Raw genomic sequence first — 18380 nt, 5'->3', positions numbered from 1 at the left:
GCTACAGGGTCTTGGTCACCGAGGCCCCAAAGGTCCACTCGTCATAATCAGTGGCGGTGCCGACATCATCGCGCGTCTCAAAACCACCGGTCAGCGTCAACGAAAGCCCAGGAATACCGCTGTAGTCCCACGCCAACCCCCAGTTACCGGTGTCAAAATTGCTACTTGGGTTGCTCGAAAACTCGGTCGACTCGGCGCCCCAGTTGGCGCGTAATACGCTGGCGCGTGACAGCTCATAGCTGCCGCTTACGCCCAGAATCACTGCATCACGGTCGTTACTCGGCGCAGCCGAAAAACGCTGCTCGACCTGGTCGTAGCGTAACGTCAGCGAACAACGCTCGCACAACCGGCGCAATTCAAGCTCGGTTCCCAGTGTGCGGGTCACCGCCTGTGACACGCCAATACCCTGGATACCCAATTGCGCTGCGATTTGCTGCACCAGACTGGTGGGGCGTGCCGCCTGCACAGATCGATCCGCCGTCACCGAGACGGCATAGACGGCGCGATCCAAGCTAGCACCGACGCTGTACTCCGTATCTTTGGTGCCGGCGCCCGAGGCGCGGTCCGTACTCGCACGACCCAGTTCGGCGAAATACGACAGCTCACGAAGGCTGCGACTGACCCGAACCCCACCCCCTCGGTATTCCAAACGCTCACTTAATTCCGGGTTGGTATTGGTGACCCTGGCGTAGGGCGCAATCAAGGTGACCGGGTCCAACGCGTACTCGTAACGCACCTCCAGGCCGGTGGTTCGAACGTCCTCGCCGGTGCCGTCGGTGACGGCTGCGTAGCTCATCTCTGGGATGATTAGAAGGTCGCCACGGCCTGGGCTAAACGGTCGAAAATCAGCCGACACGGACAGTGTGTGCGTATCCCTTTGGTTGCTGGTCGTTGACGCCAATGTCGGGTCGCTGAGAACCTGCTCGGCACTGTGTGACACCGACACATCAAGCCGCGAATTAACCGGAATCAGCGCGTTCAGCCGCCCCGCTACCCGCGTCCCGTCGGCATTCGATGCACCGCTGGAAGCCGTTTGTGTGGCCGAGTACGCGGCGCTGACCTGGTTGCCGCCGAGGTTGTCTTCAAACGCGACGGCCACCGCGACGCTGTCATCACGACCGGACTGCGCAGTCGCCAGTTTTTGCGGGTTGCTGCTGTAGTCGGTGGCCGCGGTCAGGCGCACCGTCAGGTCGCCGGCCACGGCAAGCATCGGTGCCAGCGACAAGCACGCCAGCGCCAGTGGGTGTTTAACGGCACTCAAAAGCTGCTTTCCGGCACGGTTAGAATATCAGACGGCATTAGGTTGTAATTGGTCGCCAGCTTACCGCCATACAAGATGTCATCGAGGTAGACCGGATAGGCGGTGACGCCGTTCTCGGTCTTGCGGTACAGCACGGTTTTTTGCGGTGCGGCGAAATCATTAGCGCCGCCCGCCAACAGCACCAAATCCAGCACCGTCATGTCCTTGCGCCACGACAGCGACAATGGCGAGCCGACCGCACCGGTCACGCGCACTCGATTGGTAAACTCATCGCTGCTGGTGTTGGCCACAATGACCGTCACTTCAGGGCTGGCCACGAACTCGGTTAGCTTAGTTTCGATTTCCGTTTTAACATCCTCGGGCGTGCGCCCGGCGACCTGAATCGAGCCGATCAAAGGCAAGGCAAACATCCCGTCGCTGCGCACCGGTCCGGACACCGACAGTTCCGGGGACCGCCAGACACGAACTTCGATCACATCACCGGCACCGACTTCAAACGGTGTTGCCATTTCGGTGCGGGTCTCGTCACTGTAGACGGCCAAACTGTCCGCGTTGTAGGTACTTGCGCAGCCCACCAAGGTCAGTGATGCCAGTGCCACAGCGACCGGCGAAAGTTTTCGAAATTCCATGGGCAATCCACCTTATTGAGGTTGTTGGCGGGTCGCGATCCGACACGAGCCCGGTTCCACTCGAACCGTACTAAAGCCCCACCCCAGCGACCATGTACTCCGGCCCTACGCCAAACACCCTAGGGTTGGCACAAACTGTGCTTCATTGGCACAAACTGTGCTTCAAATGAGCGATGAAACATTCTTGGCTCCTGACCGTGCTGGCCTCCCTGTTGGCGATCACGCTGTTCATGCGTGCCGTCCAGCAATCGGATCAACAACGGACCCCACACACCCAAGACATCATCGCGCCCAGCGCCCCAATCCCGACACCAACCAAGCCCTAGCGTTTATGCCATGGCGGCGTCGGCTAGGTTTACTACGGCAGCGCGGAACGTCGGACTTTTTTACACGTTTCAAGCGTTCAACAAGCCGCATCCGCACAATAACGGTGCATTAATTGTTGGCACGAATTTGGCTTAGATACTGGGTAGAACCTCCTCAATCTGAGCCGAAAGGAAACAACCTATGATCAATCGCTTTGGCACCGCCTTCGTCGCATTGGGCCTACTGCTGACCCAAGCCGCTAGCGCCGGCACGGTCACCCTGGGATGGGACAAACAGTGGCAACACCAAACTGGACAGTCATTTACCCATAGCCTGTCCGACGCCGCCGACCTAGTCGCCAACGGCAACGTCTTGTCCAACGCCCACCTGACGGTGTGGGCGCTGTCGGACTTCAACCACAGCTCGGAGTACATTTCGTCAGTCTCGATCGACGGCACAGTATTAGGCAGCAATATCGACAGCGGCCACGCCAATATGACCGCAAACGAAAAACCCCTTCATTGGGGCAAGCTGGGGTACAACACGCGGCTATTTAAGCTCGGGTTCGACCTCGATGACGGTCTATTTAACGGTCTGATGGGCGATTCCATGGCCAGCATCATCGTAGACTTTTCGGACTCGGTTCACGCGCTGGCGTGCAACTACTATTCCAAGGTCAAGCTGACCTTTGACTACGAGCCGGGCGGCACCATTACCGACGTTGATGACATTGCAGCGGTGCCGTTGCCCGCAGCCGTATGGCTGTTTGGTACCGCCTTGTTTGGCTTTGCCGGCGTGCGCTTTAAACGTCGAACCTAACGCCCCCCTGGCTGCATGGCGCTCACCCCTGACCGGGGTGGGCGTTTTTTTGTGCAACGGTGAGCGGCTACCTTGACGGCGCAGCCGGTCGGCGTATGTTAACGCGATGAACAGACGAAACTTTCTACACACATCCGGCGCGCGAGTCGCCGCCACGGGGGCTGCCGCGCTGGGGGCTGCTAGTTTGCAACTGTCGGCATTGGCGCAACAGGTCAATGCCGTTCAACAGCAGTTAACACAGCGGATGGATCAACTGAGCCTGCAATTGGATCGAGTCAGCGCCGAGCTCAGCGATCAGTGGGCTAAATTGGACACCCGACTGACGCGCGTTGAGGCGCGCCAACTACTGATGTTTGCGTGGCTATGCATGCTCAGTATCGCCACGGGCGTTGATTTTGTGACACCCGCGCTGGCCTAACGGCTAGTCGTAGTCGCGCTTCCATTGAATGCTCAGCCGGGGATCCCCGGCGCCTTCGACTTCGGTCGCGATTTCAACGTTACGACGCGGCGTCCATTCGATGTTAAGGCCCGCCGCCCCTTGGGCGCTGCTGCGGACTTCGACATACAGGTCGTCCGCGATGTATTTACCGGCCCCAACACTGGCTTGGCCCTGGTCATTGACACCGACCTCTAGTCGGTCGACCCCCAGTGCCGTTTGCACGCTGCCGACCAAGCTGGCGGTATCGCCAAGGGTGTAACGACTGACGGCCCACGCCAGTTGCGCGGCCTCCAGCGTGCCCAATTGAGAGGCTGAACGCCCGAACAGCACCCGCGCCAATATTTCATCATCAGGCAAGTCCGGCGTGGCCGCCAAGTCGATCACCGGTGCGCTCGCCAACCCGGTCACACGAACACGAACTTCGACATCCTCGACTTGGCGCAGCGCGCTAAAATCAAGGCGCGCACCGGTCGGCGCACCGTTAAACTGAATCGCTGAGGGTTCGAGCTCAAACACCTTGCCCAGCAAATCCAAGTCCCCACGAATCGAGGCGACCTGACCGCTCAACATCGGTGCACGGGTGGTGCCGCCAATGGCAATGTCGGTTGACCACTCGCTGTCCAGTCCTAGGCCGCTGACGAACAGCTGGTTGGCAGCACCGATGCGAAGGTCCAGCGCAATCCCCGTGCCGGCCACTGTCACCGGCGTCGGTACATCACCAAAGTCGACGTCTAGGGTGGTGAACCGGTTGCCCGTCCGTTGATCCAGGTCGATTCGCCCCTGGTTCAGCACGATCGCGCCGCTGATGCTGGGTTCGGTGCCAAGCGCCTGATACACGGCACGGCCGGACACTACCAATTGAATGTCGTCACGCTGCAACGGTGCCAGCGCGTCCAGTGACAGCGTCAGCTGTTGACCACCGCCGGTCAGTGGATAGACCCCGCGCACATCAAAGGTTCCGCCCTTCGCGCCCTCTCCGGTTAAGTTCAGCAGCTCAATTGCGCGCGGATCTACCCGAGCCTGCGCGCCGACATTTTTGACCCACAGCCCGGACAGGCCGTCCTCAAACTCGGCCTGACTTAGCGCGACCTGCGCTGACCACAGCGGTGATGCCAACGGGCCATTGAGCTGTGCTTGGGCGTCGATGTTGCCGACCAGGCGTTGCTCAGCCGGCCCCACCACAGACCAAAGGGGACCGAGCGCACCGGTCAGTGACGCCTCAGCCTCAATCCGCCGCGCCACTAGCCCCCAGCCGGATGGAGGGTCGGTGACCAAGTGCCCCTGTGTTCGCGCGTTAAAGGTTGCCAGCGAATCGGCCGCCCGCACCTCAAAGTCCAGACGCTGCGCGGCCAACCTGGCCTCTCCGGTTAACGCCAAACTGGGCGTATTGGCCGGCCCTGCCGCTAAGCCTGCGGCGTCGAAGCGGGCGGACAGGTCAGTCAGTCGACGGCTTTTCGGCAACCGCACCTGGCCGGAAACCGTACCACGTAGATCATCACGCCCGACCCAGGGTCCTAGGTCGACCAAATCAAGGCCGTCCATGTCAACGCGAGCTTGCAGTGCGTCACCGTCCAGTGCGGCCTGCACATTCACCTGTCCGCCCAGCATGCCAAGCACTCCCGCCGCATCGAGTACGCCATTTACATCCTGTATGACCAGCGGCGACAGTGTCTTCACCTTGATATCACCCAGGCTCGCGGTCGGCGTCAACGACACTCGCTGGCGTTGTGGCGACGCTTCAAAGGGTACCGACATAGCCAGTGCAACCGGCGCACCGCCGCGCTCAACCCGTCCCGTTCCGCGCAGCGTCCCGCTGATCTGGGTGGGTGTGAGCAAAGCCGTCAGGGTTTGAGTATCCAATGACCAGCCCGGGCCTTGGGCACCGCTGACGGTCGCGCTCAACTCGGCGCTCGCCCCGAGCAGGTCAAGCGCCGCGGTGACATCCAACGGCCCCTGGGTCCCGCTGAGTTGGACCGACCCGCGTGCTTGCTCGGGTGTGGCTAAATTGCCCGACACCGTGCCGGCGATTTGCCACCCGGCCCAGCCACCGGTCAATTGCGCCAACGACCAGGCTTGGCCATCCACCACCAGTGCCGTCTCAAGTTGCGCAGGTTGCGACTGGACCTCGGCCGCCAACGCGATGTCCGTGTACAACACCCCGGCCACCCATCGGCCCGGTGCAGCCAGCCGTACCTGTTCGACACGTTGCTGTGCAATCGTTACCGCCGCCAACGCAAGGTCCGTATCGAACGCCCAGCCTTGGTCCACCGCCGACACCGACAGATCGAGCGTCGCCTGCTCTATCGCTGTGCCGGCGTGGGCCAGCGCGTCGACACTGACCCGAGCGGCGGCTGAATCCAGCGCCGGGGGCGCCGACACCTGAACCGATAGATCGCCCCCATCGAGCGCCAGGGCATAGGCGCCTGCGTCCTGTTGCAGCAGCGACCAGTTGAATAGCGCGGGCAGCGGAAGCGGTAACCGCGGGCTTTGCACTGTACCGGTCAGGTCCAGATGGCCCGGCATTTGAACCGTCCCCGCGGCGGTCGCTGAGCCGTTATCGCCGCTAACGCGCAACGACGTCAGGCCAAGGCGGCCCGTGGCCAGGGTAAGCTGGCCGTGGGATGTCAGCGCAAAGGCGTCGTCGGCCCAGCCTTGACCGGCCAGCGCGCCGCGTAGGTCGAGTTCAAAGTCGACCCGTTCGGGGCTGGTGTGGACCCGACTGTTCAGTGTCAGCTGCGGGGACTGAACGCCCGGCGCCGCCACATCGGCCGCGGACACAACCGAGTGAAGGGCCCAGCCCTGGCTCACGGCTTGCGCGGTCCCGGTCAGCCCCAGCGCGCTGACCTTAATGTCATCGCGGCCAATCAGCGGCGCCAACTGCTTGATGTGCAGGTCCAAATCCGCCGAGCTCGGCAACGCCGTGCCGGTCCACGGGGCGCTCACCTGGATCCGCGCGGTGGCGCTGTCGGCGCTGGCTCGGACGCTATCCAGGTCGCGGTTCAGGGTCAATGTGAGGTGCCTACCCAGCTGGCGTGCATAGGGTGCCAGGTCGGCCAGCGCGTCGATTCGCAGGTCCATGGTCGCGGCCCCTAAATGACGGTGCCCACTGGCTGCCAGGTCGACAAAGGTCGCCGTGCTGTCGGTGCCTTGCACCCCCAGCGTCCAGGCCTCAATAGAACCCGCGGCGTCAAGATGTAGCGACCAAGGGCTGGTCACATCGAGCCGAGCCATGCGTGCCCACAGCCCGTCGGCGGTGCCGTCCAGCTGGGCCCGCACATGCGCCCCACCCTGGACACTCCAATCACCTTCAATGGCCAATCGGTCAGCGTCTGGGCTCGCACTCAACGGCCAAACATCCAGGTGACCGGTAACGGACTGAGCATCGCCCTGCAACGCCCCGTCAACGGCCCATTGGTTGACCGCATCAACGTCATCCGGCAAGCCAAACTGAGCCACGCTTAACCGCCCGACCCGCAGCCCAGGCAGCGGCATCGGCAGCGGCCCGCCGTCGTCAGTGGCAGTCGTTGGCAGTGGTTGGCGGACCCATTCGATCGAGGCCGCACTGAGCTGCTCGATCGAAACCACCCAGGACAGCAGCTGCCGCGGTGTCCAATCGAGCTGGACATCGGACGCGCGCAACCACACACCCTCGGCATCGCGAACCGCCAGGGTCTGGATTTTGAGCGGACCGATCAGGCGCCCGCGAACGCCGCTGGCCTGGACCGACCCCGCAACCTGATCCAGCAACCATTGCAAGCCGTGCTGAGTCGCCAGCACGGTATTGAGGCCACCGCCGAGCGCCATCAGCAGCCCAAATGTCAGCGCAGTCCACCACTTCAAAATGCTTGGCCGATCGACAGGTAGAGCTGAAACGGGTCATCGCTGTCGCGTGCCGCCACCGGCACCCCAATGTCCGCCCGCAGCGGCCCGATCGAGGTGAAGTAACGCAACCCAAACCCGGTACCGACGCGCGTGCCCTGACCCAGGTCACTGACGGTTTGGCCGACCGATGCGGCGTCGACAAACCAGACGTAGCCTAGGGTTTCACTGTGACGTTTGCGCAATTCAAACGCCGTCCGCGCCAGAACCCGGCCACCACTGGGCGTGCCGCCCTGGCGTGGCCCGATTGACTGGAACGCATAGCCCCGGGCGCTACCGCCACCGCCGGCATAAAAACGTCGGCTGGCGGGCAGGCTTAATTGGCTGTCAGCGAACACCGCACCGCCACCGACCAGCGCCGCCGCCACCCACGATTGCGCCGCGTCCAGCGCCAAATAGGCGCTCATTTCCGATTGCACACGAATAAATTGGCCGCTGGCATCGCCACTTAACACGCCCGGTTCTGCGCTTAGGTCAAACCGCCAGCCGCGCACCGGATTGAGAAAATCATCGGTGTGGTCCAGCCTGATACCACCGTTGACACTGACAATGGTCAGGTCACGTGCGCCGTTGATGTCGGTCTCGGATGTGGCCTCCAGGGCGCCCCCCAAGGTATAACTCAGGGTCGGCGAGACCCGCAGGTTCAGGGTCGCGGCAAGCGTCTCGGCTTGACGCTCGAATCCGTCTGTTTTTTCCTTTTCAATCAAACCATTAAAGGCCAAACTTCGATCAAATCCCAGTGCGTTTGGCCAGCTCCAGTCCAGCGCCATGGCGGACCGATCACGGCTTACACTGGGGTTCAGAACCAGGGTATCGCCACGTCCAGTCGGGTTGCGCATGGTCCACTCCAAGGTCAGGCCCGGCCCCTCATCAGTCGAAAAACTGACGCCGCTGGCCAGCGTGTAGCGCGGCCGAGACCGGGTCAGCAACGCGACATCGCGCTGCTCGGCCTCGCCATCGGCCAGCAGCGAAGCGGACACCAACGAAAATAATCGAGTCGAAGTCATACGCTGTTCAAGTTCCGCCAGCGTGGCCGGCGCATAGTCGGCACCGGTTTCAAACGGCACCAGTGCGTGGCGGTATTCAGCGTGGATCGGAAAATCGTCGGCGAACTTGACGTCGCCCAGCGTGATTCGTGGCCCCAATGCGAGTTCGTATGTGACATCGACGGTTGCCTGCTCGGCATCCCCAGCGACCCGCGTCGCCACCAAAACAACATCGGCGTAACCCTGATCGCGGGCCCGCGCAAGGGCACGGTCTGCCGCCGTGTGAATGACCGATGGCAAGGCCAGATCACCGACGCTCAAGGCGACCCAGTCAACGCCATCCGGCGCGCCGAGCAGTCGCACCTGTGCAATGCGAAAGCGCGCGCCCGGGTCAACGCGTATCGCAGCCACCAGCCCGTCCGGCACCGGCTCGACCTGGGCCTTGAAATAGCCCTGGGAATTTAGAAAATCGCTGGCGACCCTGGCCGCACGGCGTGATTGGCGACGCGCTTCGAACGCGGTTTCAGCATCCGCGGACGCGGTTAACACCGCCGACAGCTCCGCGGCCAGTGTTGGGTCGACTGGACCGAGCACCCGCGGCTTTTCAGCACCCCAGGCGGATACGCACAACAACACTGCAAAGGTCAGGCAATAACGAATCAAGGCGGGCTCCAGTTAGTCCGCCATTGTCACCCGAACCGCCGGCGCACGCCTAGGGCTGAGGGACAGTGTAAAATCGAAGGTGACCGTGGCGCCGACGCGCTGGTAACCTTTGTTTTTGACTGACCGCAAGGACGCACCATGACCAACCCCGCCTGCCCCCAATGCCAAGGCACCTTTGCCTACCCCGACCAAAGCCAATGGATTTGCCCGGAATGCGCCCACGAATGGGTCGACGGCGACGCGGACACGCACGCCGACGATGCCGCCGTGGACGTGCGTGATGCGAACGGCAATCCGCTGGCGGAAGGCGATCGGGTCACGCTGATTAAAGACCTAAAAGTTAAAGGCAGCTCGACCGTGTTAAAGATCGGGACCAAAGCCAAGATCGGGCGTTTTGTCGACGGTGACCATGACATCGACTGCCGCGTCGACGGCGCAGGCTCAATGATGCTCAAATCTCAGTTTGTGAAAAAAGCATGAGCGTGTTCGACGAGGATTTGTTTTTGAAAGGGCTGGAGCAGCGCAAACAAACCATGGGCGCGGACTACGTCGACAAAAACCTGGCCGATGCGGATGACTTTACGCGGCCCTTTCAAGAAGCCATGACCGCGTGGGCCTGGGGGTTTGGGTGGGGTGACGACGTGATCCCGGCGAAAACTCGCTCGATGATGAATCTGGCGATGATCGGCGCCCTGGGCAAAATGAACGAATGGGAGGGCCATTGTCGCGGCGCAATCAATAACGGCGTTTCGGTCGAGGAAATTCGCGCCATTATTCACGTCGTCGGGATCTATTGCGGCGCGCCCCAAGCGCTGGAGTGCTTTCGTAGCGCACGCAAGGTGCTAGGCGAACAGGGACTGCTCTGAACTACGGCCCCGGCACCACCAGATTCGGGGTTTCCTTGACCTCCTCCATGACTATGTAGCTGCGCGACTTGTCGACATTCGGCAGCGCCAACAGCAGCTCACCCAACAACGCCCGGTATTGAGACATTTCGCCAATTCGGGCTTTGATCAGGTAGTCAAAGTCCCCGGACACCAGGTGGCACTCCATGACCTGTTCCAGTTTCAGCACCTCGTCACGAAAATCGTCGAACACCGTCGGGGCGCGATAGGTCAGGCTGATTTCAACGAACACCAGCAACCCGGCGTCCAAGGCCGCAGGTGCCAACAGCGCGGTATATCCCCGGATAATGCCGTCCTTTTCAAGGCGCCGGACGCGTTCAAGGCAAGGCGTCGCACTGAGGCCGACCTCGGCCGCCAAATCAACGTACGACAGCCGACCATCGCGCTGCAGCGCACGCAAAATATTGCGATCAATACGGTCCAGTTTACGCTCGGACAACGCCATCAGATCAATCCTTCATTTAAATATCATCAAGCGGAGGATATCACTGCAAATACAATAATAACGAAGTTATTTGCGCTTCGAAATTCCATATGATGCATGGAATCAAACAGAGGACGATCGGATGAACGTGATTGTATTGGGCGCCGGCGTGGTCGGCGTCACCAGCGCTTACTATTTGGCCCGCCAAGGCCACCAGGTCACCGTTATCGACCGCCAAGCTCAACCGGGCCTGGAGACCAGTTTCGCCAATGCCGGTCAAATTTCACCCGGCTATTCCGCGCCATGGGCGGCGCCGGGCATCCCGGTCAAGGCCGCCAAATGGCTGTTACAAGAACACGCGCCGCTTAAAATGAAGGCCCGTGTCGATCCGGCCATGTGGAACTGGGTCATGCAAATGCTGACCAACTGCACCGACAGTAAATATGCGATCAATAAAGAACGCATGATGCGGCTGGCCGAATACAGCCGTGATTGCTTTATCGATATCCGCAAGGAAGCCGATATTGCCTACGAGAACCGAAGCAAGGGCACGCTGCAGCTGTTCCGCACTCAAAAACAGGTCGAGGCATCGTACAAAGACATCGAGGTGCTCGAGCGCTGCAACGTGCCTTACGAGTCGCTTGATGTTGAGCAGTGCATTGCGGTTGAACCGGCGCTGGCCCGAGTCTCTGACAAACTGGTCGGAGGTCTGCGCCTGCCCAACGACGAAACCGGCGATTGCTTGTTGTTCACCGAGCGATTAGCGGAAAAAACTCGCGCGATGGGTGTCCGCTATCGGATGAACACGCGGATTTTGGGGATTGAGGCCAGAAGCGATCAAATCACCGGCATCAAGACCAGCGCCGGTCTTCAAACAGCCGATGCCTATGTCGTTGCCATGGGCAGCTACAGCACCGCTCTACTGGATGCGATTGGGTTAGATTTGCCGATTTTCCCGGTCAAGGGTTACTCGTTGACCGTACCGATCACCAACCCCGACGCGGCGCCGGTATCCACGGTCATGGACGAAACCTATAAAGTCGCACTGACCCGTTTTGACGACCGCATTCGAGTGGCGGGTACCGCTGAATTGGCGGGCTTCAACCTGGATCTGCCCGACAAGCGCCGCGCCACCATCGAGATGGTCGTGCGCGACATTTTCCCCGACGGCGGCGATATCAGCCAAGGCGAATTTTGGACCGGATTGCGCCCGATGACGCCGGACGGCACGCCCATCGTCGGTGCCACGCCGTTTAAAAACCTGTACACCAACGCCGGCCACGGCACGCTGGGCTGGACCATGTCGTGCGGCTCCAGCAAGCTGTTGGCCGACGTGGTCACCGGCAGCCAACCCGACATTGACCCGAACGGGCTCGGCATCAGCCGCTACCCCAGCAAAAACTGGACTCACAAGGATTCCGCATGATTCAACGCTTCGAAACCAAGGCGCGCATGAGCCGCGCCGTCATCCACAACGGCACCGTGTATTTATGCGGTCAAGTCGCCGCCGACGCCGACGCCGACATCAGCGAACAAACACGAACCACGTTGGCTAAAATTGACGCCCTGTTGGAATCCGTAGGCTCGGACCGTACGCGGCTATTGTCGGCGACGATTTACGTCAAAACCATGGACGACTTCGCGGCCATGAATGCTGTGTGGGACGCCTGGGTGCCCGAGGGGCATGCGCCGGCACGGGCGTGCGTGCAAGCGGCGATGGCGCGCGACGCGCTGTTGGTTGAAATTACCGTGACAGCGGCGGTCTAGCCTTTTAGGTCACCACCGTAGTGACCCGACTTTAGCTGCACCGGTTGACCCACCTGGGCCCAAACAAAGGCATGCTGGCGGAAACTGTTAGCCAGTAACACCGCTTCGATCAGACTCGGCACCAGGACCAAAAACGAGGCCTCGACGGGCCAGCTTTGCAAGGGGTCGGTGCTGCGGCCTTCGGCATCAACGAACTCCCAACCACGGGCCTGAATGAACGCCGCCAAGGATGCATTGGCGGTGGCGTTCCAGTCTGCTGATTGGGGGATCGAGTAAGGATTGTGGGCCGTGACCACGGCACCGAAATGGCGCCCCTTTTCGACCAACCATTGATCCATGGCGGGACAGGGCTGACCCGGTCGCAACTCGATCGCCGGATCCGCCGCCAGCACGGGATAACAGGATTGGCGATAAGCCCGAACTAATCCCGATGGCACATCGCCAAATAAAGGCTCAACCGGTTGCGGCCATCCCAATGTGTGATTGCAGTCGATCATAGACACCTCCGTCACGGTGGGCGGGGCGCGTCATTGGTTGCCATACGGCCCCATGGAGACTGAGTCTCTGACCACCTTGTCGACACCGACAGGTTGGTGAGGGCGCCCGCCCTACTCTGCATGTTTGATCCCCAGTTAAATATAAAGATATCTTTATGTCAACCGCCACCGGCACCCCTGACACGCAACCCGACCCTGGGTACTTCCGCCGCTGACACAGTCGGCGTATTGTCGCGCCAACGCACCTAACGAGTTGACCCATGGACCCTATTCAACTGCGCGCCTTAGAACGCGACGACCTGCCCTTTGTTCACGGCCTTAACAATGACATGCGACTGATGCGCTTTTGGTTCGAAGAGCCGTACGAATCATTTCTGGAGCTGGAAGAGCTGTACCTCAAGCACATCCACGACCAATCCGAGCGGCGCTTTATCGCGCACCAAGGGGGCCACCGCGTTGGCCTGGTAGAACTGATCGAGATCACCACCGTGCACCGGCGCTGCGAGTTCCAAATTATTGTCTCGCCCACCTATCAAGGTCAGGGCATCGGCACCGACATCACCAGCCAAGCGCTGGACTACGCCTTTAAAGTCCTCAATCTGAACAAGGTCTACCTGGTGGTATCAGTCGAAAATCCGGCGGCACGTCACATCTACGAGGCCATCGGGTTCGTCGAGGAAGGACGCTTAGTCGCCGAGTTTTTTGTCAACGGCCGCTACGTCGACGCGATCCGGATGTACCGGCTGCAGCAGGATTATTTGCAGTCAACCGCTGCCAACCCCGGCGCGACCCTGGGCGGCTGACCGACTTGGGTGGTCGCTAGGTCGCCGACTCGGCCAACTTTTCACGCAAGCGGCCTTCCCAATCGTCCAGCCCGGGGCTTTGCGGCACCACCGCTTTGAGTTGTGCCAGCACTTTTAATGCGCGCTGATACTGGGCTTGACGCTCGAAAATTTGGACCAAACCGGACAGCGCGCCGAAGTGACGCGGCTCTAACGCCAGCGTTTGGATGATGTCCGACACCGAACGTTGATAGTCGCCCTGAATAAAATACAAGGTCGCCCGCTTGTTCCATATTTCGGCGAAATTAGGGTGCGATTCGATCACCTTGTCCGCCTGTTCAAGCCCGCGTTTCAATTGGCCGAAGCTGATGGCCTCGACCACGTCGTTAAAAATGTACTGCGCTTCGGAGTCGTCGGGGAACGCAAGCCAGTGCCGCCAGATCATCGACTCTAACTGGCGCCCGGCCGTCTCTGATTCGGCTGCGGCGAGCCGTTCAAACAGCCCATCCAACTCGGGGGCAAACTGATCAGCGTTGGCCGGCGGCGGTAAAATGCTGACGATCCATAGGCTGGCGACGAGTAATCGAAACATAGGCACCTCCTTCGTTCGTGGCTCAATACTTGCCTTTTGTGCCACTCGGTTCAAGCCGCCCCAACAGCGGTCACCGCACCACGTGCTGACGGCGCCAAGGGTGGCACATTATTTAGTAGTACCCCTCAGCAACCCACGTCAGTTTGCGTTATTATTCGCAGTAGAAATTTTGGTCGTCACAACCGCCGACACCGTCATCATCAAAAGAAGTACCGACCGGGCGCCTAGCCGCTCCGTCACGGTGCCACCCCAAACGCTCAAACAACCGCTGGCGCAATCATGGCCGGCCGTATTTGAGCGTCTTTTGATGCGACATTTACACTTAGGGAGATGTATGAGCTTTTATTCTGATTACCTGCAAGAGATCGCCGAACGCGCCACCGACGGACTGCACCCCAAGCCGATCGATAGCGCCGAGCTACTGACCGATATCGTCGCACAGATCAAGGACACCACCAGCGAGCACCGCGCGGATTCGTTGCAGCACCTGATCTACAACACTCTCCCCGGTACCACTGGCGCGGCAGGCGTCAAAGCCACCTTCCTGAAAGACGTCATCGTGGGTCAGGTCGTGCTCGACGAAATCACGCCGACTTTTGCCTTTGAGTTGTTGTCGCACATGAAAGGCGGCACCTCGATTGAAGTGCTGTTGGACCTGGCACTGGGCGACGATGTGGCGATTGCCAATGCGGCGGCCGACGTTCTGAAAACCCAGGTATTCCTGTACGAGGCCGACACGGCACGCCTGGAAGCGGCGTTCAAAGCCGGCAGCGCAATCGCCAAGGATGTCCTCGAAAGCTACGCGGCGGCTGAGTTCTTTACCTCGCTGCCCGAGATTGACGAAACCATCGACATCGTCACCTTTGTGGCCGCCGAAGGCGACATATCGACCGATTTGTTGTCGCCAGGTAACCAAGCCCACTCGCGCTCGGACCGTGAACTACACGGCCGCTGCATGTGCAGCCCGGACGACCAACAGAAAATCGTTGCGCTGCAAAAACAGCACCCGGGTAAAAAGGTCATGCTGATTGCCGAGAAAGGCACGATGGGCGTGGGTTCCTCGCGCATGTCCGGTGTTAACAACGTGGCGTTGTGGGCCGGCAAGCAAGCCAGCCCGTACGTGCCCTTCGTCAATATCGCGCCTGTCGTTGGCGGCACCAATGGCATTTCGCCGATTTTCTTGACCACGGTCGGCGTCACCGGCGGCATTGGTTTGGATCTAAAAAACTGGGTCAAAAAAGTCGATGCCAACGGCAACACGGTTGTCGATGCCAATGGTGACGCCGTACTAGACCAGACCTACTCGGTTGAAACCGGAACGGTATTGACGATCAACACCCGCACCAAAAAACTGTTGAAAGACGGCCAGGAAGTGGCCGACGTGGCGGCCGCGTTCACCCCGCAAAAAGTCGAATTCATGAAAGCCGGTGGCTCGTATGCCGTTGTCTTTGGCAAAAAGCTGCAAAACTTCGCCGCACACGCGTTGGGTGTGCCGGTCACGCCGGTATTCGCACCGTCCAAAGAAGTCACCAACGCAGGTCAAGGTCTGACCGCGGTCGAAAAAATCTTTAACAACAACGCGGTTGGCGTTGAAGACGGTGTTGAGTTGCACGCCGGTTCCGACGTTCGCGTTCGCGTTAACATCGTCGGGTCGCAAGACACCACCGGCCTGATGACATCGCAGGAATTGGAAGCCATGGCGGCCATGGTCATTTCACCGTCGGTTGACGGCGCCTACCAGTCAGGCTGTCACACCGCCTCGGTGTGGGATAAAAAAGCCCAGACTAACATCCCGAAATTGATGTCATTTATGAGCAAGTTTGGCCTGATTACGGCGCGTGACCCCTTGGGTCAGTACCACGCCATGACCGACGTCATTCACAAGGTACTGAACGACATCACCGTCGATGAATGGTCGGTCATCATTGGGGGTGACTCGCACACCCGTATGTCCAAGGGCGTCGCCTTCGGTGCCGATTCGGGCACGGTGGCGCTGGCGCTGGCGACCGGTGAAGCGGCCATGCCGATTCCCGAATCCGTCAAGGTCACCTTCTCGGGTGAAATGCAAGATGGCATGGACTTCCGTGACGTCGTCCACGCAACCCAGCTACAAATGCTGAAAAAATTCGGCGAAAACGTCTTCCAGGGCCGCGTCATCGAGGTCCACATTGGCACCTTGCTGGCTGACCAAGCCTTTACCTTTACCGACTGGACCGCCGAGATGAAGGCCAAGGCCTCGATCTGTATTTCACAGCCGGACACCTTGATTGGATCACTGGAGATGGCCAAAAGCCGCATCCAAATCATGATCAACAAAGGCATGGAAAACGACGCCAACATGCTCCAGGGCCTGATTGACAAAGCCGACGCCCGTATTCACGACATCGCCAACGGCACCGGCCGACCGCTGCTGATGCCTGACAACAACTGTCAGTACTACGCAGAACTTGAAGTCGACCTGAACACCATTGTCGAGCCGATGATTGCCGATCCGGACGTTAATAACGATGACGTCTCAAAGCGTTACACCCACGACGCCATTCGCCCGCTGTCGTATTACGCAGGCGAGCGCAAAGTCGATCTGGGCTTTGTTGGTTCCTGCATGGTCCACAAGGACGACGTCAAAATCGTCGTCCAAATCCTGCGCAACCTGGAAGCCAAGCAAGGCAAAGTCGAGTTCCAAGCGCCGCTAGTCGTCGCCGCACCGACCTACAACATCATTGATGAGTTGAAGGCCGAAGGTGACTGGGAAATTCTGCAGAAATACGCCGGTTTCGAATTCGACGACGACGCGCCGAAACAGGCCGCCCGCACCGAGTACGAGAACATCCTGTATCTGGAGCGTCCCGGTTGTAACCTGTGTATGGGTAACCAAGAAAAAGCGGCCAAAGGCGATACCGTGTTCGCAACCTCGACCCGCTTGTTCCAAGGCCGTGTGGTCGAGGATCGCGCTGACAAGAAAGGCGAATCCTTGCTGGCTTCAACGCCGGTGGTGGTGTTGGCTGCCATCTTGGGTCGCTCGCCGACGCTGGCCGAATACCGCGAAGCGGTCCAGGGTATTCAGCTGACGCAGTTTACGCCGCCGACCGAAGCACTGAGCATGATCCCCATGGTCAACGCAGGCTAAACCCAAACGGGTTTACATGAGGGTCGGTACTTCGGTGCCGGCCCTTTTTTTTCAGTTTCGATAATGGCCTAGGTGGCCGATGGAACCCACTATGATGACGCACATGACCCGAGCGCTAATGATTGGCGCGCTAACCGCCCTACCGACCGCCACGCACGCAGGGCTGTTCGACGACCTCAAAGCCGCAGTGACCGGCCACGTCGCCGATTTCCAGTCGCGCAGCCTACCCGACCAGGTACTGGACAGCGCCCGTGTAATCGCCAGTGGTCAGTTCCGCACCGACGATCCGGGCCAAGACTTCGCCCACACCGGCAAAGGCGGTTTATCGCTGGTCACCCGCGAAGGCGATGTGTTTGTGCAGTTGCACCCGGACGTCGAGATCGGCTTGGCGCCGGATCTGTACCTATACCTGTCGATGGCGCGCGGAATTGACAGCGAAGAACGCTTTGCCGCGACCGAACAAATCGAGGTCGGGCCATTGGTCAAAGGCAAGGGCGCAAGCTACTACTCGCTCGGGGCGCTCAGCGACACCGAAATTAATGCGCTAGGGTCGGTGACGGTCTGGTGCAAACGCTTTGGGGAGTTTATGGCGTCGACGGATTTGGTTGTGCCGGGGGAGTAAGGCAAGCGCGAAGGTGTCGCTGACGTTTGAACCGATATAACGGCAAGAAAATACTGCTGTTTTCACTGGGTAACAATAGTTGCGACGGTAGCGACAAATCATTCGGCTATGGCGCCTGTGACGGCGGCAGCATCACCAACAACCCCGATCCAATCGCCAACGTTCCGCTACCGGCCGCTGCCTGGCTGCTCTTAACGGCGTTAGCGGGCCTGATCGGGACTCGTGCCCGCAGTAAAACCACGGGCACTTAACGGCTCGGATCGTGGGGGCCAACCGTCACCGTGACAGTCTGTTTGGAGGCGTCTATTTGACGGTCTGGTTAATCAGAACCAAACAATCTGACGGTAGTTGAACCCCAGCCCAACCTGTCTGGATAAACTGGCGGATGTTTTGATGATCAGTGCCCTCCGGATGGTCCAGAACACTGCGATAGTGCTCCGCCCAACACGCGAGTGTTTGAGGTTCGCCAAGGTTATGCAGGCGCGCAAACGCCAATACCTTGGCCGATCCCTGGTTTTGCTCGGCCGTGTTGTCGGCCGTGCCGTTTGAAAACGCCGTCGGCGCGAAACGATAGGCTCGGTCAATCGTCGCAATGACGTCGACGAACATCAGCTCGTTCGGTTTTTTGACTAAACGCATTAACAAAGTGGCAACGTCGTTCATTTTAGTGCTCGGCTGTGGC

General features: G+C 59.9%; 19 protein-coding genes and 1 riboswitch. Of the genes, 11 read left to right on the top strand and 8 right to left on the bottom strand.

Annotation, left to right across the window (positions count from 1 at the left end; genetic code table 11):
* Position 1: 1 nt before the first annotated feature.
* Positions 2-1261, bottom strand: coding sequence for a hypothetical protein (locus GH975_RS05795; protein WP_153713615.1), 1260 nt, complete (start codon positions 1259-1261; stop codon positions 2-4).
* The gene (locus GH975_RS05790; protein WP_153713614.1) at positions 1258-1890 is read right to left on the bottom strand and encodes a polysaccharide biosynthesis/export family protein; all 633 of its coding nucleotides are present in this window, start codon (positions 1888-1890) and stop codon (positions 1258-1260) included. The genes GH975_RS05795 and GH975_RS05790 overlap by 4 nt, the downstream gene beginning before the upstream one ends.
* A 173-nt stretch (positions 1891-2063) precedes the next feature.
* Here GH975_RS05790 and GH975_RS05785 point away from each other — a divergent pair, with 173 nt between their 5' ends.
* From GH975_RS05785 to GH975_RS05775, 3 genes are all read left to right on the top strand, one after another.
* Complete coding sequence (locus GH975_RS05785; protein ID WP_153713613.1) at positions 2064-2216, top strand: hypothetical protein; 153 nt, start codon at positions 2064-2066, stop codon at positions 2214-2216.
* A gap of 181 nt (positions 2217-2397) precedes the next feature.
* A complete protein-coding gene (locus GH975_RS05780; protein WP_153713612.1) occupies positions 2398-3015 on the top strand; it encodes a VPLPA-CTERM sorting domain-containing protein in 618 nt (205 codons plus the stop codon).
* A 106-nt stretch (positions 3016-3121) separates the two neighbouring features.
* Positions 3122-3433, top strand: coding sequence for a hypothetical protein (locus GH975_RS05775; protein ID WP_153713611.1), 312 nt, complete (start codon positions 3122-3124; stop codon positions 3431-3433).
* A 3-nt stretch (positions 3434-3436) separates the two neighbouring features.
* Here the strand turns inward: GH975_RS05775 and GH975_RS05770 are convergent, their stop codons facing one another.
* Both GH975_RS05770 and GH975_RS05765 read right to left on the bottom strand, forming a co-directional pair.
* Positions 3437-7294 (bottom strand): translocation/assembly module TamB domain-containing protein, encoded by a 3858-nt coding sequence (locus tag GH975_RS05770; protein ID WP_153713610.1) that lies wholly within the window; start codon positions 7292-7294, stop codon positions 3437-3439.
* Entirely contained in the window at positions 7291-8982 is a 1692-nt protein-coding gene (locus GH975_RS05765; protein WP_153713609.1) for an autotransporter assembly complex protein TamA, read from the bottom strand. The genes GH975_RS05770 and GH975_RS05765 overlap by 4 nt, the downstream gene beginning before the upstream one ends.
* Before the next feature lie 138 nt (positions 8983-9120).
* Between GH975_RS05765 and GH975_RS05760 the strand changes: the two genes are divergently transcribed.
* Together GH975_RS05760 and GH975_RS05755 are read left to right on the top strand one after the other, a co-directional pair.
* A complete protein-coding gene (locus GH975_RS05760; RefSeq protein ID WP_153713608.1) occupies positions 9121-9462 on the top strand; it encodes a zinc ribbon domain-containing protein YjdM in 342 nt (113 codons plus the stop codon).
* Positions 9459-9848, top strand: a complete 390-nt coding sequence (locus tag GH975_RS05755; RefSeq protein WP_153713607.1) for a carboxymuconolactone decarboxylase family protein — start codon at positions 9459-9461, stop codon at positions 9846-9848. Before GH975_RS05760 ends, GH975_RS05755 begins: the two co-directional genes overlap by 4 nt.
* Position 9849: 1 nt before the next feature.
* Here the strand turns inward: GH975_RS05755 and GH975_RS05750 are convergent, their stop codons facing one another.
* A complete protein-coding gene (locus tag GH975_RS05750) occupies positions 9850-10332 on the bottom strand; it encodes a winged helix-turn-helix transcriptional regulator (protein ID WP_153713606.1) in 483 nt (160 codons plus the stop codon).
* A 121-nt stretch (positions 10333-10453) separates the two neighbouring features.
* On the opposite strand from GH975_RS05750, the gene GH975_RS05745 reads away from it, so the two are divergent.
* Positions 10454-11737, top strand: a complete 1284-nt coding sequence (locus GH975_RS05745; protein WP_153713605.1) for a D-amino acid dehydrogenase — start codon at positions 10454-10456, stop codon at positions 11735-11737.
* On the top strand, positions 11734-12078 hold the full coding sequence (locus tag GH975_RS05740; RefSeq protein WP_153713604.1) for a RidA family protein: 345 nt from the start codon (positions 11734-11736) through the stop codon (positions 12076-12078). Before GH975_RS05745 ends, GH975_RS05740 begins: the two co-directional genes overlap by 4 nt.
* Here GH975_RS05740 and GH975_RS05735 read toward each other — a convergent pair.
* Positions 12075-12575, bottom strand: coding sequence for a DUF3293 domain-containing protein (locus GH975_RS05735; protein ID WP_153713603.1), 501 nt, complete (start codon positions 12573-12575; stop codon positions 12075-12077). The two genes, GH975_RS05740 and GH975_RS05735, sit on opposite strands and share 4 nt — an antisense overlap.
* Before the next feature lie 23 nt (positions 12576-12598).
* Positions 12599-12704: riboswitch (SAM-I-IV-variant riboswitch) on the bottom strand.
* 131 nt (positions 12705-12835) lie between these two features.
* On the opposite strand from GH975_RS05735, the gene speG reads away from it, so the two are divergent.
* Positions 12836-13378 (top strand): spermidine N1-acetyltransferase, encoded by a 543-nt coding sequence (gene speG / locus GH975_RS05730; RefSeq protein WP_153713602.1) that lies wholly within the window; start codon positions 12836-12838, stop codon positions 13376-13378.
* Positions 13379-13394: 16 nt separating this feature from the next.
* On the opposite strand, the gene GH975_RS05725 is transcribed toward speG, so the two are convergent.
* Positions 13395-13949 carry a tetratricopeptide repeat protein gene (locus GH975_RS05725; protein ID WP_153713601.1) on the bottom strand — a complete coding sequence of 185 codons (555 nt, stop codon included), beginning with the start codon at positions 13947-13949 and terminating at the stop codon, positions 13395-13397.
* 334 nt (positions 13950-14283) lie between these two features.
* Between GH975_RS05725 and GH975_RS05720 the strand changes: the two genes are divergently transcribed.
* From GH975_RS05720 to GH975_RS05710, 3 genes are all read left to right on the top strand, one after another.
* Positions 14284-17076, top strand: a complete 2793-nt coding sequence (locus GH975_RS05720; protein WP_153713600.1) for a bifunctional aconitate hydratase 2/2-methylisocitrate dehydratase — start codon at positions 14284-14286, stop codon at positions 17074-17076.
* Between the two features lie 103 nt (positions 17077-17179).
* Positions 17180-17698: a DM13 domain-containing protein gene (locus tag GH975_RS05715; protein WP_170272557.1), complete on the top strand. Its 519-nt coding sequence runs from the start codon at positions 17180-17182 to the stop codon at positions 17696-17698.
* Between the two features lie 26 nt (positions 17699-17724).
* Positions 17725-17949 carry a VPLPA-CTERM sorting domain-containing protein gene (locus GH975_RS05710; RefSeq protein ID WP_153713598.1) on the top strand — a complete coding sequence of 75 codons (225 nt, stop codon included), beginning with the start codon at positions 17725-17727 and terminating at the stop codon, positions 17947-17949.
* Positions 17950-18001: 52 nt separating this feature from the next.
* Here the strand turns inward: GH975_RS05710 and GH975_RS05705 are convergent, their stop codons facing one another.
* Positions 18002-18361, bottom strand: coding sequence for a HopJ type III effector protein (locus tag GH975_RS05705; protein ID WP_153713597.1), 360 nt, complete (start codon positions 18359-18361; stop codon positions 18002-18004).
* Positions 18362-18380 lie beyond the last annotated feature (19 nt).

This window comes from Litorivicinus lipolyticus (assembly GCF_009650135.1).
GTDB classification, from domain to species: Bacteria; Pseudomonadota; Gammaproteobacteria; order Pseudomonadales; family Litorivicinaceae; genus Litorivicinus; species Litorivicinus lipolyticus.
Note: the sequence above shows the minus strand (reverse complement) of the source record. Positions and strands in the feature narration are given on the sequence as shown.